Raw genomic sequence first — 15,451 nt, forward strand, 5'->3', positions numbered from 1 at the left:
CGATTTGATTCGTCTACGCAATCATGTTGCGGCCGCCATAAATAATGCAACCCGAAAACCAAGTCAATGAGCTCGGCTTGACCGTTGGCTTTGACGTAAAAGATTGGGTCGGCGCGCAAACGCCGAACGACAATGCGCTGCCGGGCAAGCACTGCCGTTGCGAGCCATTAAACCTGAAACGCCACAGCGAGCAGCTATTCAACGCTTATAAACAGGATGCGGAAAACCGCGTATGGGTATACCTGCCCTACGGGCCCTTTGACCGCATCGGCGACTATCGCGATTGGATGAATACAACCTGCTTTAACGGCGACCCGCAATTTTACGCTGTCGTCGATCGCGCCACGCAACAGGCGGTCGGGGTCGCCAGCTACTTGCGAATCAAACCGGGCCAAGGCTCAATTGAAGTTGGGCACATCAACTTTTCGCCGCAATGCCAGGGCACGGTGGTCGCGACCGAGGCCATGTATTTAATGATGAAAAATGCATTTGATATGGGATATCGACGTTATGAATGGAAATGTAATGCCTTAAACGAAAAATCCTGCAATGCCGCGCGGCGGCTTGGTTTCACTTATGAAGGCACCTTTCGACAGATGGGGATTGTGAAAGGCCGAAATCGGGATTCCGCGTGGTATTCCCTGCTCGATCGAGAGTGGCCGGTCATCGACAACTCGTTCCAGCAATGGCTCTGCGCGGATAACTTTGATGACCGGGACCGGCAAAAAATCGCTTTATCCCGTTTGACCAGAGATGCCTTGGCTGCACTCCAATAGACAACCGAAATTTAGCATATGACCCATTCAACCCGGATAATCGTAAAACCAACGCAACCCGAAAACCATGACGATTGGTGCAACCTATACCGCGGATATGCGGAATTCTATAAAGTGCCGATGAATGAAGAGATTCTCGGAAGTTTATGGCGCTGGATTTTGGATAAAGATCATGAGGTCGAAGGATTCCTGGCTTTCATCAAAGGACAATCCAAACCTTGCGGACTGGCCCATGTGCGGCGTATGCCAAGTCCATTGCGTGGCATTGATATCGGCTTCCTTGATGACCTGTTCGTTGATCCGCAGGCGCGTGGCAACCATATAGGCGAAGCATTATTTAAAGCCTTGAACGACCATGCAAAACAAAAAGGCTGGCCAAAAATTCGATGGATTACCGCAGACGACAACTACCGCGCCCGCAGCTTGTACGACAAGCTATCCGTTAAGACGATGTGGAATACATACGAGATGGAAATCTAGTTGGAAACAGTTAATGGGCAACACTTGATTTAAACGCAGAAATGGTATATTTTTTATACCATGCTTTCATTTGAATATGACGAGAAAAAAAGCCAAGCAAACCTATCGAATCATGGGTCAGCGATAATGACTCACCGAAATCAAAATATTCGCATCATTTCTATTCGACGTTCACGAGACGAGGAGGTTACATTATATGAAAGCTAGAAAATTCGATTCAGACTTTGAGAGTGGAAAGAACATTACCGACTCTCTCGATCTCTCTAAAATTAAACGTCCTAACCAAATTCAAAAAAGAGTGAATGTGGATTTTCCTACCTGGATGATTGACTCGTTGGATAAAGAAGCATCCCGGCTAGGCGTAACACGTCAATCAATCATCAAGGTTTGGTTGGCTGAACGCCTGGAGAATTCGGGCCGCTAACAAAGCGGCCAGCGTCGAGCGTAAAATCCGCGCGCGGTCGGCAAGGGAATCCCATTACCGTTTATTGCATAAACTTATATATACCAGAATCAGTGTTAGTTGGAATACTCCACGCCATGCGCCAGGTATTCCACGGTTTCGGCAGGCACCTCGCCCATAACCGTGATTCTGTGATTATTCAAGGTCTTGCGGTAGGCGTGCACCGCGCCCATTCGGCTTAAACCGCTCATTTCGCTTTGCCCCGCACGTATTGCCTTGATGAAAACGGACACGGAAGATAATCCATCGGTGTAAACCAGATGCTCAACTTCGCCGGCATCCATCGGCGACATTCTGCGAATATGTTTACTCAGCGTATAACCGTCGGGCATTTGCGTGAGCCGCCAATCGGAAAAATCCGCCGCCACGCTCAGCGGCATATTGTTGCCGAACAACTGAAGTTCATCCTGGTCGCTCACCGCGACCAACTGCTCATCGGCAATGTCGCCGCCAATTTCGACATCGACAAACAAGTACTGTTCTAAAATCTCATCGCGTTGATTGATTAAATCCGACCGCAACAACAATCCCGTGGCCCTATCCGCCCAAAGACTGTATCCATAGCGGTAGGCATCGTTGGGGATGACTTTAATTTGGTGTGCCGGGCGATCGGCGATACGGCCATCAGCGCCTTCCACGAAGTGATAGTTGCGCTCCAGTTGTTCAAGATCGCCCGGCAGTATTTTCGGAAATCCGCTCTGGGATATCTGTCGATAATCATGCACCACGATATTTTGGTCGGGAATATAACACCACACCTGGTCCATCCCTCTAATCACTTCCCGCGGCGCGCCGTTCAGTGAATACAGCCGCTCTTGCATCATCCCATCTTCAACGCGGCGCGCAACTTCCAACGCTTCAATCTCGCCGTCATGGATATAAACGAAGGTGCCGGCAAAATTCACCTCTGCCGCGGCCGAATTAATTCTCATCAACCAGTCGGTCGCATCGGCGACAACCTCTGCGGATAGCAATGCAAGCAAAAAGGCAAGCAACCGCGCGCTGAAAGATGACATCATCATAACATTTTCAGCGTTGTTGCAGTTGCTCGGCGCTGACCAACTTGGCATAGGCAATCAAGCCATTCATTCCCGGCGAAGCGGTGAACTCGGCGTGATCAACCAGCATTTGATCAAACTCATGGGAAAATTGGAGCGCCTGACTTGAGTTGGATGCGGTGCGACTTGCGGTTAATTGATGCGCTCTGCCATCGAATGTCACCGGCGCTAAAGTGACCACAGCAACCACGATCAACGATGCGGCAATCGCAAATAATCCAACCGACTGCCAAACATCTTTTCTCGCATTTTTTCTTTCATTGGAAACCGGTTTCTTAATCCTTAACGGCACCAACACGGTCGGTTCTTGTTCCAGTTTATCGCGAACCCGCGCGGATAAATCCTTGCCCATGCTGGACACTTCATCGCGCATCACATTGCCAATCAAGTGATAACACTTCCAGGACTTCCTCGCCGCGTCATCGTTTCCCGCGTCATTGTTCGCATCATTGTTTATCAGTCGTTCAAGCAGCGCATCGCGCTGCGCCGGGTTCAACTCCTGGTCTATCAGTTGTGAGATTTTTTCTTGCATGGTTGGTTTCCGACAGGGTGTTAATTTGCTATGGTTTTAGTGTTGAAATAACAAAGATAGTTCACAAAAATATTAACTTTCCACCAAATCGGCAATCGCGCGCTCCACCGCCTCGCGCGCTCGGAAGATGCGCGAGCGCACTGTTCCAATGGGGCAATTCATCGCAACAGCGATATCTTCATAACTTAACCCGTCCAACTCGCGTAGTTCGATCGCCTGTTTCAACTCTTCCGGCAATGCGCTTATGGATTGCTTAATCGCCTCTACCAATTGGTCGTTCTGCACGATTTGTTCCGGCGAATTTGCCTCTACCAACCGCTCGGCGCCACGGCTGTGCACCATCTCATCTACAATCACATCCTGAGCCGGTGGTCGCCTGCTCGTGGCCACCAAATAATTTTTAGCGGTATTCACGGCAATTCTATAGAGCCAGGTATAAAACGCGCTGTCACCACGAAACCGCGATATTGCCCGGTACGCCTTGATAAAGGACTCCTGAACGATATCTTCTTGTTCATGCACATCTTTCACAAACCGACCGACCACATGCTTAACTCGAAATTGATATTTTTCGACCAACAGGTTAAACGCCTGTTTATCGCCATTTTGGACGCGTTGCACCAGAGTAATGTCGTTTTCGTCTTGGTCCATCAAACTATTCCGATGTTGGCTGAAAATGCTCAATAATCAACTGCAACGATCGCCTGCCTCGAAATTCATTAACATCTAACTGATACACGGCATGTATTCGGTCTAATTGAGGCCTCGGCTGTCCCGGCTCGATTGCCCGAAATGCAATCCCTTCAAAGCGGCAAGTCCCATCAGCGGGTTGCAAGGTGAAACGCAAGTGATGCTCGCCAACCACTTTTTGCGCGGTCACGATAAACACGCCGTCAAACAGCGGCGCCGGAAACCCCTGCCCCCAAGGCGCAGCCGCACGCAATTGTTCGGCATTGTCCAGGGTGATTTCGTTTTCCGGCAAATCGCCGTCGGTATAGATCGCGCCCGTTGCGTCGGCGTTGGCAAAATGCGCGGCGACATGATTGTGAAACGCCGCTTTGAACGCCACGAAATTTTTCTCGGCGATGGTCAACCCCGCCGCCATCGCATGACCGCCGAACTTTACGATGAGCCCGGCGTGCGCGGCTGAAATATTTTCCAGCAAATCTTTTATATGCAGCCCGGCGACCGAGCGCGCCGAGCCGGTCAACTTGTCATCTACGGTATCCGCGAACGCAATCACCGGTTGGTTGGTTTTATCTTTTACCCGCGAGGCGACCAGCCCGACTATTCCCTGATGCCAGTCGGGTTCGTATAAACAAAAGCCACTCAAGTTTGTCGCACGATCATTTTTATTTTGCTTAGCTTTATTTTTCTTGGCTTTATTTTGTTTTGCGGAATTGACGATGCCGCGAACTATCTTCATCGCCTGCGACTGCATCTTTTGCTCAAGCACTCGACGTTCAAGATTAATGTCGTTGAGCGTCTCGGCGTAGTCGCGCGCGGTATCGCGGTCGTCGGTCAACAAACATTCAATGCCGATGGAGATATCATCCAGCCGGCCGGCCGCATTCAATCTCGGCGCGATAACGAAGCCAAGATCTGATGCGACCATATTGCGATAGTCGCGCGCGCTGACTTCCATTAAAGCGAGGATTCCCGGCCTGCATCTCCCGGCCTTGATTCGGGCGACGCCCTGCGCGACCAATATTCTGTTGTTGTAGTCCAATGGCACCATATCGGCAACCGTGCCCAACGCCACCAAATCCAGATACTCCGCTAGATTTGGGGCCGTCAGATGCATGTCCGCAAACCAGTTCGCCGCTTTTAATTTCGCGCGCAGCAATAACAGCAAATAGAACATCACGCCCACCCCGGCAAGCGCCTTGCTCGGAAAACCGCAGCCGGGCTGGTTGGGGTTTAAGATGGCGTCAGCATCGGGGAGTATTGGGCCGGCCAGATGATGATCGGTGATTATGACCGAGATATTCCTTTGTTTCAGCACCGAAACCCCTGGCACGCTATTAATGCCATTGTCCACCGTAATAACCAGGTTGGGATTTTTTTGCACCGCGACTTCGGCAATTTCCGGCGATAAGCCGTAGCCAAACTCAAACCGATTGGGCACCAGGTAATCGATATTGTCCGCGCCCATCGCGCGCAAGCAAATCAGCCCCAGCGCCGTCGCAGTCGCACCATCGGTATCGTAGTCGCCAATGATTAAAATACGCTGTTGGCTGGTTAACGCCGCGAACAGCAATGCCGATGCCCGATCAGCATTTTTTAGCGTATCGGGCGGCAGCATCCGTGCCAGCGGGTAGGTCAACTCGGCCGGATCGGTTAGATTTCGGTTTTCAAATATGCGCTTCAGCAAGGGCGACAGCCTGGCGCCGGCCGCATCGACCGGCATGGTTTCTCGGTTGGAATCGGCCCGCTTGGCATCGCACCGCCTGCGGCAAATCTTTCTCATACCCTGCCAATCCATTTAAATGCCAGGCCCATTTAAATACCAGCCCATTTAAATACCAGCCCATTTAAATACCAGATGTTGCCATTATCGATTTCATGCCCCGGTCAGGCCACTCAGGCCGATCAGGACAACTGTTCAATTCGGACTCGCATAACCCGGCCATGCACCGTATCCAGGCTTTCAACCTGCTTGAGCGCTTTCACAAGATTGTGCTCCAGCGTGTTTTGGGTGAGCATGATTATGGTCACATTTTCATTTGGCTGGCCGCTGCCTTTCTGTAAAATGGTGTCAATGCTGATATCGCTGTCGCCAAAAATCGTGGCGATGGACGCCATCACCCCAGGCCGATTGACCACGCTCATGCGCAAGTAATACGCCGTTTCAATCTCATCCATCGGCAATATGGGCAGGTCAATTATCGCCTCAGGGTGGAACGCCAAATGCGGCACGCGGTTGCCCGGGTCGGTGGTGATCGTACGCACGACATCTATGAGATCAGCAACCACCGCGGACGCGGTCGGCTCGGCGCCGGCGCCGGCGCCGTAATACAATGTGGGACCGACCGCATCGGACTGCACCAATACCGCATTCATTACGCCGTCAACATTGGCGATCAGTCGTTTTTGCGGTATCAGGGTCGGATGCACACGCAATTCCACGCCGCCGCCGGTTTTTCTGGCGATGCCCAGGTGCTTGATACGATAACCCAGTTCCCGAGCGTGGATAATATCTTCGCCGCTGATTTCCGCAATGCCCTCCCGATAGACATTTTCAAATTGCAGGGATATGCCGAATGCGATGGATGCCAGGATGGTCAGTTTATGCGCCGCATCGGTGCCGTCAATATCAAACGCCGGGTCGGCTTCGGCGTAGCCCAACGCCTGCGCTTCGGCTAACACCTCGGCGAAGTCGCGGCCGCTCTCCTCCATTTGCGTCAGAATGTAATTGGAGGTGCCGTTGATGATGCCGGCCAGCCATTCGATGCGGTTTGCCGACAATCCCTCGCGAATGGATTTTATGATCGGAATGCCGCCGGCCACTGCGGATTCAAAAGCCACTACCAATCCCTTGGCATGCGCCTTTGCAAAAATGTCATTGCCGTGCAGCGCAATTAACGCTTTGTTCGCGGTCACCACGTGTTTGCCGTTGTCTAATGCGGTCATCACCGCTGCCAGCGTCATGTCATCCCCGCCGACCAGTTCAACCACGATTTCAATATCGGGATGATTGACGATCTCAAATGGATCTCGGGTCAAGTGCAGCGCCGAGGTGTCAACCGCACGCGGCTTTGAAATATCTTGCACCGCGGCCGCGATGACGTGGATTTGCCGCCCGGCTCGTCGGCTGATCTCTTCGGCGTTTCGTTGCAGCACTGATAACGTGCCGCTGCCGACGGTGCCTAAGCCAATCAGGCCGATATTGACTGCTTTCACGATTATTTTAAGTGTCCCCTTGCGCGGGAATTAAATTGAATAGTTGGTAAACTGCGGCTTGGTTTTTTATCACTCAAATCAATTTTCGGTCAATTTTAGGCAATGTTAGAATGAAACTTGTGCTTAACCAGCCTGAGCAGTTGCAAATAATCCGCGCCTGCGAAAAAATCGGCCATAGGTATCAAATCAGGATTGGCGACACGCTTTACCAAGAGAGCATAATTTTAACACCGCAAAAACTGGAAATGTGGCCAATATCTCAGGTTTCTGATTTGAAAAATGAGGATTTTGTGCATTTTGCAAATCTTGGCGCCGAAGTCCTGATTCTTGGAACCGGAGCCACCATGGTCTTCCCTGACCCGGTGATCACCCAGGCATTGATGGCAAAAGGCATCGGCATGGAGGTAATGGACACCGCGGCCGCTTGCCGAACCTACAATATTCTACTCAGTGACGGGCGTAGCGTAGTTGCCGGATTGATGCTATAAACGATCAAGACGCCATGCGCGCATTAAATTGAACTCTCGGTTGTAAATGTGTTCTACCATTGCAAATTAAATCCACGCACTTAATATTATGAAACGAATTTTTATCGCGCTCGCTTTTGTGGCCGTTGCGCTGGCAGTGGTCAAATTGGCGACCAGTCAATCTGAATCCATCACCGCTCAGGTCATAACCAAACCGCATGACAGTGCGACTGATAGTGCGGCGGAAAAAAACACCGAGCACTCAGGGTTGGCAGTGGCGACTTTCGCCGGCGGCTGTTTTTGGTGCATTGAGTCCACATTCGAAAAACTGGACGGCGTGAGCGCGGCGGTGTCCGGCTATAGCGGCGGTCATACGGACAACCCAACCTACCGTGAAGTCGGGGGCGGAAGCACCGGGCATACCGAAGCTGTACAAATTTTCTACGACCCGAAAGTGGTGTCTTACGAAGCGTTGCTGCACCAATTCTGGAAAGACATCGATCCCACCGATGCCGACGGCCAGTTTGTCGATCGCGGCAGCGAATACCGGCCTGCAATTTTCTATCACAATGAGACCGAAAAGGAAATGGCGATAAAGTCGCGCGATGAGTTGGAGGCGAGCGGCCGCTATCGCAAGCCGATATCGATAGAAATCGTGCCCTTCGATAGGTTTTACGATGCCGAGGAGTACCATCAGGACTATTACAGGAAGAGCCCGTTGCGCTACAAGGTTTATCGTCACGGCTCGGGACGCGATCAATATCTTGAAAAAATTTGGGGCGACCAACTGCATCTTAAATACGGCGAAAAAACGTCTGCGGTCGGTCAACCCGCCGACATCGCGCGGCGGATTATCTGAGGTGAGGATTCAGCCTCGCCAAGCCATTGCCAAGATGGCAGAACTAAAGTCCCACTTCCGAGATGGGCATGATTGACGGAAGTGAGGCTTCAGCCTCGCCAAGCCATTGCAAATGCAACCGTTGCGCTTAGCCGGATGCGCGCCGCCTTTGCCGCATCGCTTCAAATAAAAAAACGCCGGCCGCAACCGATACGTTCAGGCTGGATACCGCGCCCAACATTGGAATCTTGGCCAGATAATCGCAGTGCTGCGCGGTTAATCTGCGAAGCCCCTTGCCTTCCGCGCCCATGACTATGGCGATGTTGCCGCTGAAATCGCAATCATACAGCGTCATCTTTCCCTGCTCGGCGGCGCCGATTATCCAGTATTCCAGCCGCTGAAGTTTTTTCAGGGTCTGCGCCACATTGGCGACATAAACCATGTTCACGTTTTCAACCGCCCCGGACGCCGCCTTGCGCACCGTGTCATTCACCGGGCTGGCGCCAGCGCGAGGCACGATAACGGCATCCACCCCGGCGCATTCCGCGCAGCGCAAGCAGGCGCCCAGATTACGGGGATCCTGAATATGATCAAGCACCAACACCAGCCCCTGAGTCAACCCGTTCAAGATCATTTCCAGTTGCTCGCCTTTGGCCGGCGGTCGGGATTTCACGTGGGCTTTCAAAATAGCGACAATGCCCTGATCATTCACCCCATCACTGGCGGTTTCCGCTTCTTCCCGAGTGGAAAACCGAAATGAAACTTTCGATTTCTCCAGCAGCGCCGCCATCTTTTTTGTGCGTGGGTCGGTGCGCCGCCGATTGATGATCACCTCCACCACTTGCTCGCGGTTGCGTTTGACGACCGCCTCCACGGCGTGAAAACCGCGCGCAATATTCGGGCGTTGATGATGACGTTTTAGTGCCATGACTTATAGTCTGTTCCAATATGAAACGATACTGAACGGTTGTTGTGTTTCTAACGTGAAATCATACCAAAGTGAGGTGTTTTCTGTTGATGATGGCTGGAGCGGTTCGGTCACTCGATTCCCTGTCGTCATTCTCGCGCTTCGCGCCGGCTTCGCCGAGCCCAGGAATCACTTCCACTACCCCGACGACAACCCCGGTTCAGTCTCTTTTTAGCTTTGGAATCGCCGCTTATTTGCGACCGCTTTCAATAGTGTTTTTGGGATTGCGCTTATTATCCGAATCCGCGGGGCTTGTTCTCGCCGATGTTTTTGTTTCGGGCTTGCCCAGATAATCCCCGGGTGCTACCCGAGGATTTTCTATCCGGAGATGCGGACTGTGAAATTAAATCGAAATCAATTTTCGCTTCATTGAGATCAACCCGCGCCACGCGGATTCTTACCCGGTCTCCCAAACGAAAACGCCGACCGCTGCGCTCGCCGACCAATTGATAGCGCGCGGGATCAAAATGGTAATAATCATCGCCAAGCCCGGTAACATGCACCAAGCCGTCCACGAATATTTCGTTCAACTGAACGAATATGCCGAACTCTTTCACGCCGGAAATGATGCCCGCGAATTCCTGCCCGATTTTTTCCTGCATAAATTCCGCCTTCAGCCAGGCGATCACATCGCGGGTGGCATCGTCGGCGCGGCGCTCGGCAAACGAGCAATGCTCGCCAATTTGGCTCAGGTTGATTTCGGGGCTGATTTCAGGGCTGATTCCGGGGCTGATTTCGGCGGGCGAGACCTTGCGCGACTTGCCCGTGTGCGACTTGCCGTCATGTAAAATAGGGTGCAAAATCTGGTTAATTTGTCGGTGCACCACCAAGTCGCAATAGCGGCGAATCGGCGAAGTGAAGTGGCCGTAAATCGGCATGGCCAGCGCAAAATGACCGATTTGGTCGGTGCTATACACCGCCTGACTCAAACTGCGCAACAAGACGATCTGCACCAGCCTCGCCATGTCGGACGCCACGCTGGCGAGCAACTTGGCATAATCCTTGGCCACGGGTTGCGCGCCGCCGGTCAGGGTCAATCCCAGCACGCCAAGAAATTGCCGTAATTTATTCAGCGCGTCCCGGTCCGGCCCGTCGTGGTTGCGATAAATGGCGTGGTTGCCTTTGTGGATTTGCAAAAATTCCGCCGCGCAACCATTGGCGGCCAACATACATTCCTCTATCAACTTATGCGCATCATTTCTTTGCCGGGCGGATATCCGGCGAATGCGTTTTTTATCATCAAATTCAATGACCGGTTCCGGAAACTCAAAGTCAATCGCGCCGCGCCTATCGCGTTTTTTCCGCAGACGCAGACTCATTTTATAAAGATGATCAAGGTGCGGCGTCACCGCCGCCCAAGCCCGTCGCTGATGGCGATCTTTTTCAACAACAATGGCATTGACCAACGCATAGGTTAATCTGGCGCGCGAGCGCATGAGTGCGGGATAAAAATGAAACTTCGTCACCGCGCCATGCTGCGCGATTCGCATATCGCAAACCATGCAGTAACGATCTTCGTCTGGCTTCAACGAGCAAATACCATTGGACAGATCTTCCGGCAGCATCGGCACCACCCGATTTGGAAAATACACCGAATTGCCGCGCACATAGGCTTCGCAATCCAGCGCGCTGCCGGGCTTGACATAGTGACTCACATCGGCGATGGCAACCACCAGCCGCCAGCCCGAAGCGCGCGGCTCGCAGTAAACCGCATCGTCGAAATCCTGCGCGTCTTCGCCGTCAATCGTGACCAACGGCAGGTCGCGAAGGTCTTTGCGGGGTTGGTCGCGCGGTTGGTCGTGGTGTTGCTCGCCATTTTTTTTGCGGGCGGATTCTTCATGTTTTTTTTCCGCCGCGACGCTTTGCAACAGGCGCGCCATTTTTTTCAACTGCGCTTGCACCGCGTCGGGCCACGCGGTCAGGACGCCGTGTTTGCGGATGGCGATCTCGGTTTCCATGCCCGGCGCTAAATCGCGACCCACAACTTCGATAATCTCGCCAACGGCATGCTTATGCTCGATCGGATGCTGGCGTATTCGCGCGACCACAATATCTCCATTTTTTGCGCCATTGAAACGATTATCGGGAATGCTGATGTCGCGCGCAAAGCGCGGGTCGTCCGGCTCCACGAATCCGCTGCCGCCTTGCAGATGAAAATGCCCGACAATTTCACGCGCGCGCTCGCTCAGCACCTCCACAATCACCCCCTGTTTGCGTCCGCGACTGTCGATGCGTTTGGTTTTCGCCAGCACGCGATCGCCATGCAGCACTTTTCGCATTTGGTTGTGATGCAAATAAAGATCTTCGCCGCCTTGGTCAGGAATGACAAACCCGAACCCTTTCGCGTGACCGACCACCCTACCAACCACAATATCCATTTTTTCGGGCAGGCCGTAGCGGTTTTTGCGATCCATCAATAGATAGCCATTTTTGCTCATTCGCTGCAATCGCCCGGCCAGGGCATTGACTCCTTCCGGACTTAAAATATTGAAGTGCGCGCAAATAGACTGCAGCGCAGCAGGCTGGTTTGCGCGAGCAAGATACTCAAGTATCTGCAATCTCGAGGCCACCGGCACGCCGCTGGAGTCGGCCGCTCGGTAACCCGCTGCTTGGTAACCTGATTTAGTGGCGTTGTGATCTGTTTTTTGTTTCATTCCTTTTTGTTCCGGACTTGTCGGGCGGCACCATCACGGTAGCCATTAAGGTAGCCATCAAGGTAGTCATCAAGGTATCATGAGCAACGCGGATAATTTATAATCCCCGGCGCGGTCGGCCAGCATTCGCGGCAAGTCTTCATGCTTAGCGACTTCATGCTTGGCGACCATGGCCGACCACGACCCATCATAACAACATGAAATAACAAGATGAAAATAGGTATCCCAAAAGAAATTCACGGCGATGAGTGTCGGGTTGCCTGCACACCGCAAGAAACCCAAAAAATAATGGCGCTCGGTTACGACGTGTTGGTCGAAAAAGATGCCGGACTAGCTTCGGGGCATGTTAATGAAGACTACCAAGCCGCCGGCGCGTCAATCGTTGATGATACACCCGAACTATGGAAACAGGCGGATTTAATTTGCAAAGTCCGTCCGCCGGAACAACATCGCGCGCTTGGCGTTCATGAAGCCGACTGGCTGAGCGGCGGCAAGACGTTGATCAGTTTTTTCTGGCCCGCGCAAAACGCCGAGTTGCTCGCGCAAATTGCCGCGCACGGTGCGAGCGTGCTGGCCATGGACGCGGTGCCGCGCATATCGCGCGCGCAAAAAATGGACGCGTTGTCCTCGATGTCGCACATCGCCGGCTACCGCGCGGTCATTGAAGCCGGGCAGCACTTCGGCCGATTCTTCATCGGCCAGATCACCGCGGCCGGGAAGATTCCCGCGGCCAAGGTTTTGGTGATTGGCGCCGGCGTGGCCGGACTGTCCGCCATCGGCACGGCCGTGAATCTCGGCGCGATGGTGCGCGCATTTGACACGCGCCTGGAAGTCAAGGAGCAAATTGAAAGCATGAGCGCTGAGTTCCTTGAACTCGACTTCACCGAAGAAGGCGCGGGCACGGGCGGTTACGCCAAGGTAATGAGCGCTGAGTTTATCGCCGCCGAAATGGCGCTGTTTGCCGAGCAGGCGCGGGAAGTGGACATCATTATCACCACCGCATTAATCCCCGGCAAACCGGCGCCGAAATTAATCACCAAGGAGATGGTGGACTCCATGAAGCCGGGCAGCGTGATCGTCGATCTGGCCGCGGAACAAGGAGGAAACTGCGAGGGCACCGAAGCCGGGCGCGTGGTCAAGCAAAACGGCGTCAGCATTATTGGCTTCACCGATTTGCTCAGTCGAATGGCGGCGCAATCCAGCCAACTTTATGCCGCGAATATCCGCCACTTGCTCAGCGATCTCACGCCCGAAAAAGACGGCGTCGCCAATATCAACCTGGACGACGAAGTGATCAGGGCAACGACCGTGGTGCATAACGGAAAGATTACCTGGCCGCCCCCGGCCGCGGCGCCGAGCGTTGCCAGCGGTCGCGCAAGCGATGACATGGGCGATAAAATGAGCCATAAAAAACCGGCCGCCGTGACCGCGCCGGGCATTGCGGACACCCCCTCCGCCGGACATCGCGCGGCTAAGACCTGGCTCGGCGTCGCCATCGGCGCATTGGCGATTGTGGGTATGGGCGCGGTCGCGCCGCAGTCATTCATGAATCACTTCATCGTGTTCGTGCTGGCCTGTTTCGTCGGCTGGCAGGTGGTCTGGAATGTGACCCCGGCGCTGCATACGCCGTTGATGAGCGTGACCAACGCCATCAGCGGCATCATTGTCATCGGCGCGCTGTTGCAAATCGGATCGTCATCGCCGCTGGGAGCGCTGCTGGCAATGGCAGCGGTGGTCATTGCCTCGATAAATATTGCCGGCGGGTTTTGGGTCACGCAACGCATGTTGAACATGTTCAAAAAATAATCAGGCGTCATTCATGACCAGCGGCATTACCCTTGGCGCCTACATCGTCGCCAGCATTTTCTTTATCCTCAGTCTGGGCGGATTAAGCGGTCAGGCAAGCGCGCAGCGCGGCAATCTTTATGGCATGGCCGGAATGGCGCTGGCAATCGCCGCAACGTTATGGGGCGATGTGGCGCATGATGATGGGGTACGGGGCTACGGCGTAATCGCCGCGGCCATGGCCGCAGGCGCGGTCATCGGCGGAATTCTGGCGCTGCGCGTGCGCATGACCGCGATGCCGGAACTGGTCGCGATGCTACACAGCCTGGTCGGGCTGGCGGCGGTGTTTGTCGGCTTCTCAACTTATCTGGGTGCCGATGTTGGCCATGCCGACGTTATTGCCATGGATGGCATGGTCGCGGGCGCAGGACGCGCAGGAGCGACCGCCAAGACCATCCTCGACATCGAAATTTATTTGGGCGTTTTGATTGGCGCGGTAACCTTCACCGGCTCGGTCATTGCGTTCGGCAAACTCAAGGGCATCATCGGCAGCAAGCCGTTAATGCTGCCGGCGCGACACGGCATCAATCTGCTCATCTTAATCGCCTGCATCTACTTGGGATATGAATTTGTTCGCGCCGACAGCATCGCCGCCGGGCTGACGCCGCTGCTGATCATGGCCGCGCTGGCATGCCTGTTTGGCATACACCTGGTCATGGCCATCGGCGGCGCCGACATGCCGGTGGTAATCTCAATGCTGAACAGTTACTCGGGCTGGGCCGCGGCCGCAACCGGGTTTATGCTGTCCAATGATTTGCTGATCATCACCGGCGCGCTGGTCGGCTCAAGCGGCGCCATACTCAGCTACATCATGTGCCGAGCGATGAATCGCTCTTTCATCTCCGTCATCATCGGCGGGTTTGGCGCGGCGCATTCCGGCGACAGCGGCGCGCTGGCAGCTCAGGGCGAAGTGGTGGCGATCAACGCCCACGAGACCGGCGAGTTATTGAGCAACATCGACTCGCTGGTCATCGTTCCGGGATACGGCATGGCGGTTGCCCATGCCCAGCACTTGGTTTCCGAGTTGACCCGGAAACTGGAGGAGCGCGGGGTCAAGGTCAGCTTTGCCATTCATCCGGTGGCCGGACGAATGCCGGGGCATATGAATGTGTTGCTCGCGGAAGCCAAAGTCCCGTATGACATCGTCTTTGAAATGGAGCACATCAACCGGCAACTGGCCGACACCAATGTTGTGCTGGTCATCGGCGCCAACGATATTGTCAATCCCGCGGCCATCGACTCGCCGGATAGCCCGATCGCGGGGATGCCGGTTATCGAAGCGTGGAAGGCGCATCAAGTTGTCGTCTTGAAACGCAGCATGGCCAGCGGCTATGCCGGGGTTGAAAATCCATTGTTCTATAAGGAAAATACCCGAATGTTGTTTGGCGATGCCAAGCACAGCATCGAGCAGGTGCTGGCGGCGCTGTGAAGTTTTCACGGCGGTGACGGCGGTCGCGGGCGATGAAAA

Annotated in this window: 15 protein-coding genes; 8 read left to right on the plus strand and 7 right to left on the minus strand. The window is 53.9% G+C overall.

The genetic code is table 11. The features are described 5' to 3' along the window. Positions 1 to 44: 44 nt before the first annotated feature. The 3 genes from ACP158_RS12980 (at position 45) to brnA (ending at position 1,680) form a co-directional block, all read left to right on the plus strand. Entirely contained in the window at positions 45 to 776 is a 732-nt protein-coding gene (locus ACP158_RS12980) for a GNAT family N-acetyltransferase (RefSeq protein ID WP_424946537.1), read from the plus strand. 18 nt (positions 777 to 794) lie between these two features. Next, positions 795 to 1,256: a GNAT family N-acetyltransferase gene (locus ACP158_RS12985; RefSeq protein ID WP_424946538.1), complete on the plus strand. Its 462-nt coding sequence runs from the start codon at positions 795 to 797 to the stop codon at positions 1,254 to 1,256. 196 nt (positions 1,257 to 1,452) lie between these two features. Then, positions 1,453 to 1,680 (plus strand): type II toxin-antitoxin system BrnA family antitoxin, encoded by a 228-nt coding sequence (brnA, locus tag ACP158_RS12990; protein WP_424946539.1) that lies wholly within the window; start codon positions 1,453 to 1,455, stop codon positions 1,678 to 1,680. A gap of 95 nt (positions 1,681 to 1,775) precedes the next feature. On the opposite strand, the gene ACP158_RS12995 is transcribed toward brnA, so the two are convergent. From ACP158_RS12995 to ACP158_RS13015, 5 genes are all read right to left on the minus strand, one after another. Continuing rightward, a complete protein-coding gene (locus ACP158_RS12995) occupies positions 1,776 to 2,741 on the minus strand; it encodes a MucB/RseB C-terminal domain-containing protein (protein ID WP_424946540.1) in 966 nt (321 codons plus the stop codon). Positions 2,742 to 2,748: 7 nt separating this feature from the next. Further along, complete coding sequence (locus ACP158_RS13000) at positions 2,749 to 3,309, minus strand: sigma-E factor negative regulatory protein (protein WP_424946541.1); 561 nt, start codon at positions 3,307 to 3,309, stop codon at positions 2,749 to 2,751. Positions 3,310 to 3,381: 72 nt separating this feature from the next. Next, entirely contained in the window at positions 3,382 to 3,960 is a 579-nt protein-coding gene (gene rpoE, locus ACP158_RS13005) for an RNA polymerase sigma factor RpoE (RefSeq protein WP_424946542.1), read from the minus strand. A gap of 4 nt (positions 3,961 to 3,964) precedes the next feature. Continuing rightward, positions 3,965 to 5,719 (minus strand): single-stranded-DNA-specific exonuclease RecJ, encoded by a 1,755-nt coding sequence (recJ, locus tag ACP158_RS13010; RefSeq protein ID WP_424948470.1) that lies wholly within the window; start codon positions 5,717 to 5,719, stop codon positions 3,965 to 3,967. Between the two features lie 182 nt (positions 5,720 to 5,901). Next, positions 5,902 to 7,212 carry a homoserine dehydrogenase gene (locus ACP158_RS13015; protein WP_424946543.1) on the minus strand — a complete coding sequence of 437 codons (1,311 nt, stop codon included), beginning with the start codon at positions 7,210 to 7,212 and terminating at the stop codon, positions 5,902 to 5,904. A gap of 110 nt (positions 7,213 to 7,322) precedes the next feature. Between ACP158_RS13015 and ACP158_RS13020 the strand changes: the two genes are divergently transcribed. Continuing rightward, on the plus strand, positions 7,323 to 7,700 hold the full coding sequence (locus tag ACP158_RS13020) for an Mth938-like domain-containing protein (protein ID WP_424946544.1): 378 nt from the start codon (positions 7,323 to 7,325) through the stop codon (positions 7,698 to 7,700). Between the two features lie 88 nt (positions 7,701 to 7,788). Then, a complete protein-coding gene (gene msrA, locus ACP158_RS13025; RefSeq protein WP_424946545.1) occupies positions 7,789 to 8,538 on the plus strand; it encodes a peptide-methionine (S)-S-oxide reductase MsrA in 750 nt (249 codons plus the stop codon). A gap of 127 nt (positions 8,539 to 8,665) precedes the next feature. Here the strand turns inward: msrA and rlmB are convergent, their stop codons facing one another. Beyond that, the gene (gene rlmB / locus ACP158_RS13030; RefSeq protein WP_424946546.1) at positions 8,666 to 9,445 is read right to left on the minus strand and encodes a 23S rRNA (guanosine(2251)-2'-O)-methyltransferase RlmB; all 780 of its coding nucleotides are present in this window, start codon (positions 9,443 to 9,445) and stop codon (positions 8,666 to 8,668) included. A gap of 55 nt (positions 9,446 to 9,500) precedes the next feature. On the opposite strand from rlmB, the gene ACP158_RS13035 reads away from it, so the two are divergent. Beyond that, positions 9,501 to 9,659, plus strand: coding sequence for a hypothetical protein (locus ACP158_RS13035; protein ID WP_424946547.1), 159 nt, complete (start codon positions 9,501 to 9,503; stop codon positions 9,657 to 9,659). Positions 9,660 to 9,717: 58 nt separating this feature from the next. Here the strand turns inward: ACP158_RS13035 and rnr are convergent, their stop codons facing one another. Beyond that, positions 9,718 to 12,138 (minus strand): ribonuclease R, encoded by a 2,421-nt coding sequence (gene rnr / locus ACP158_RS13040; protein WP_424946548.1) that lies wholly within the window; start codon positions 12,136 to 12,138, stop codon positions 9,718 to 9,720. Positions 12,139 to 12,348: 210 nt separating this feature from the next. Here rnr and ACP158_RS13045 point away from each other — a divergent pair, with 210 nt between their 5' ends. Further along, the gene (locus ACP158_RS13045; protein ID WP_424946549.1) at positions 12,349 to 13,944 is read left to right on the plus strand and encodes a Re/Si-specific NAD(P)(+) transhydrogenase subunit alpha; all 1,596 of its coding nucleotides are present in this window, start codon (positions 12,349 to 12,351) and stop codon (positions 13,942 to 13,944) included. A gap of 13 nt (positions 13,945 to 13,957) precedes the next feature. Continuing rightward, positions 13,958 to 15,412, plus strand: coding sequence for an NAD(P)(+) transhydrogenase (Re/Si-specific) subunit beta (locus ACP158_RS13050; RefSeq protein ID WP_424946550.1), 1,455 nt, complete (start codon positions 13,958 to 13,960; stop codon positions 15,410 to 15,412). Positions 15,413 to 15,451: the final 39 nt, after the last annotated feature.

Origin of the sequence: Candidatus Spongiihabitans sp. (assembly GCF_965247905.1) — a bacterium.
Taxonomy (GTDB): Bacteria; Pseudomonadota; Gammaproteobacteria; order Arenicellales; family Poriferihabitantaceae; genus Spongiihabitans.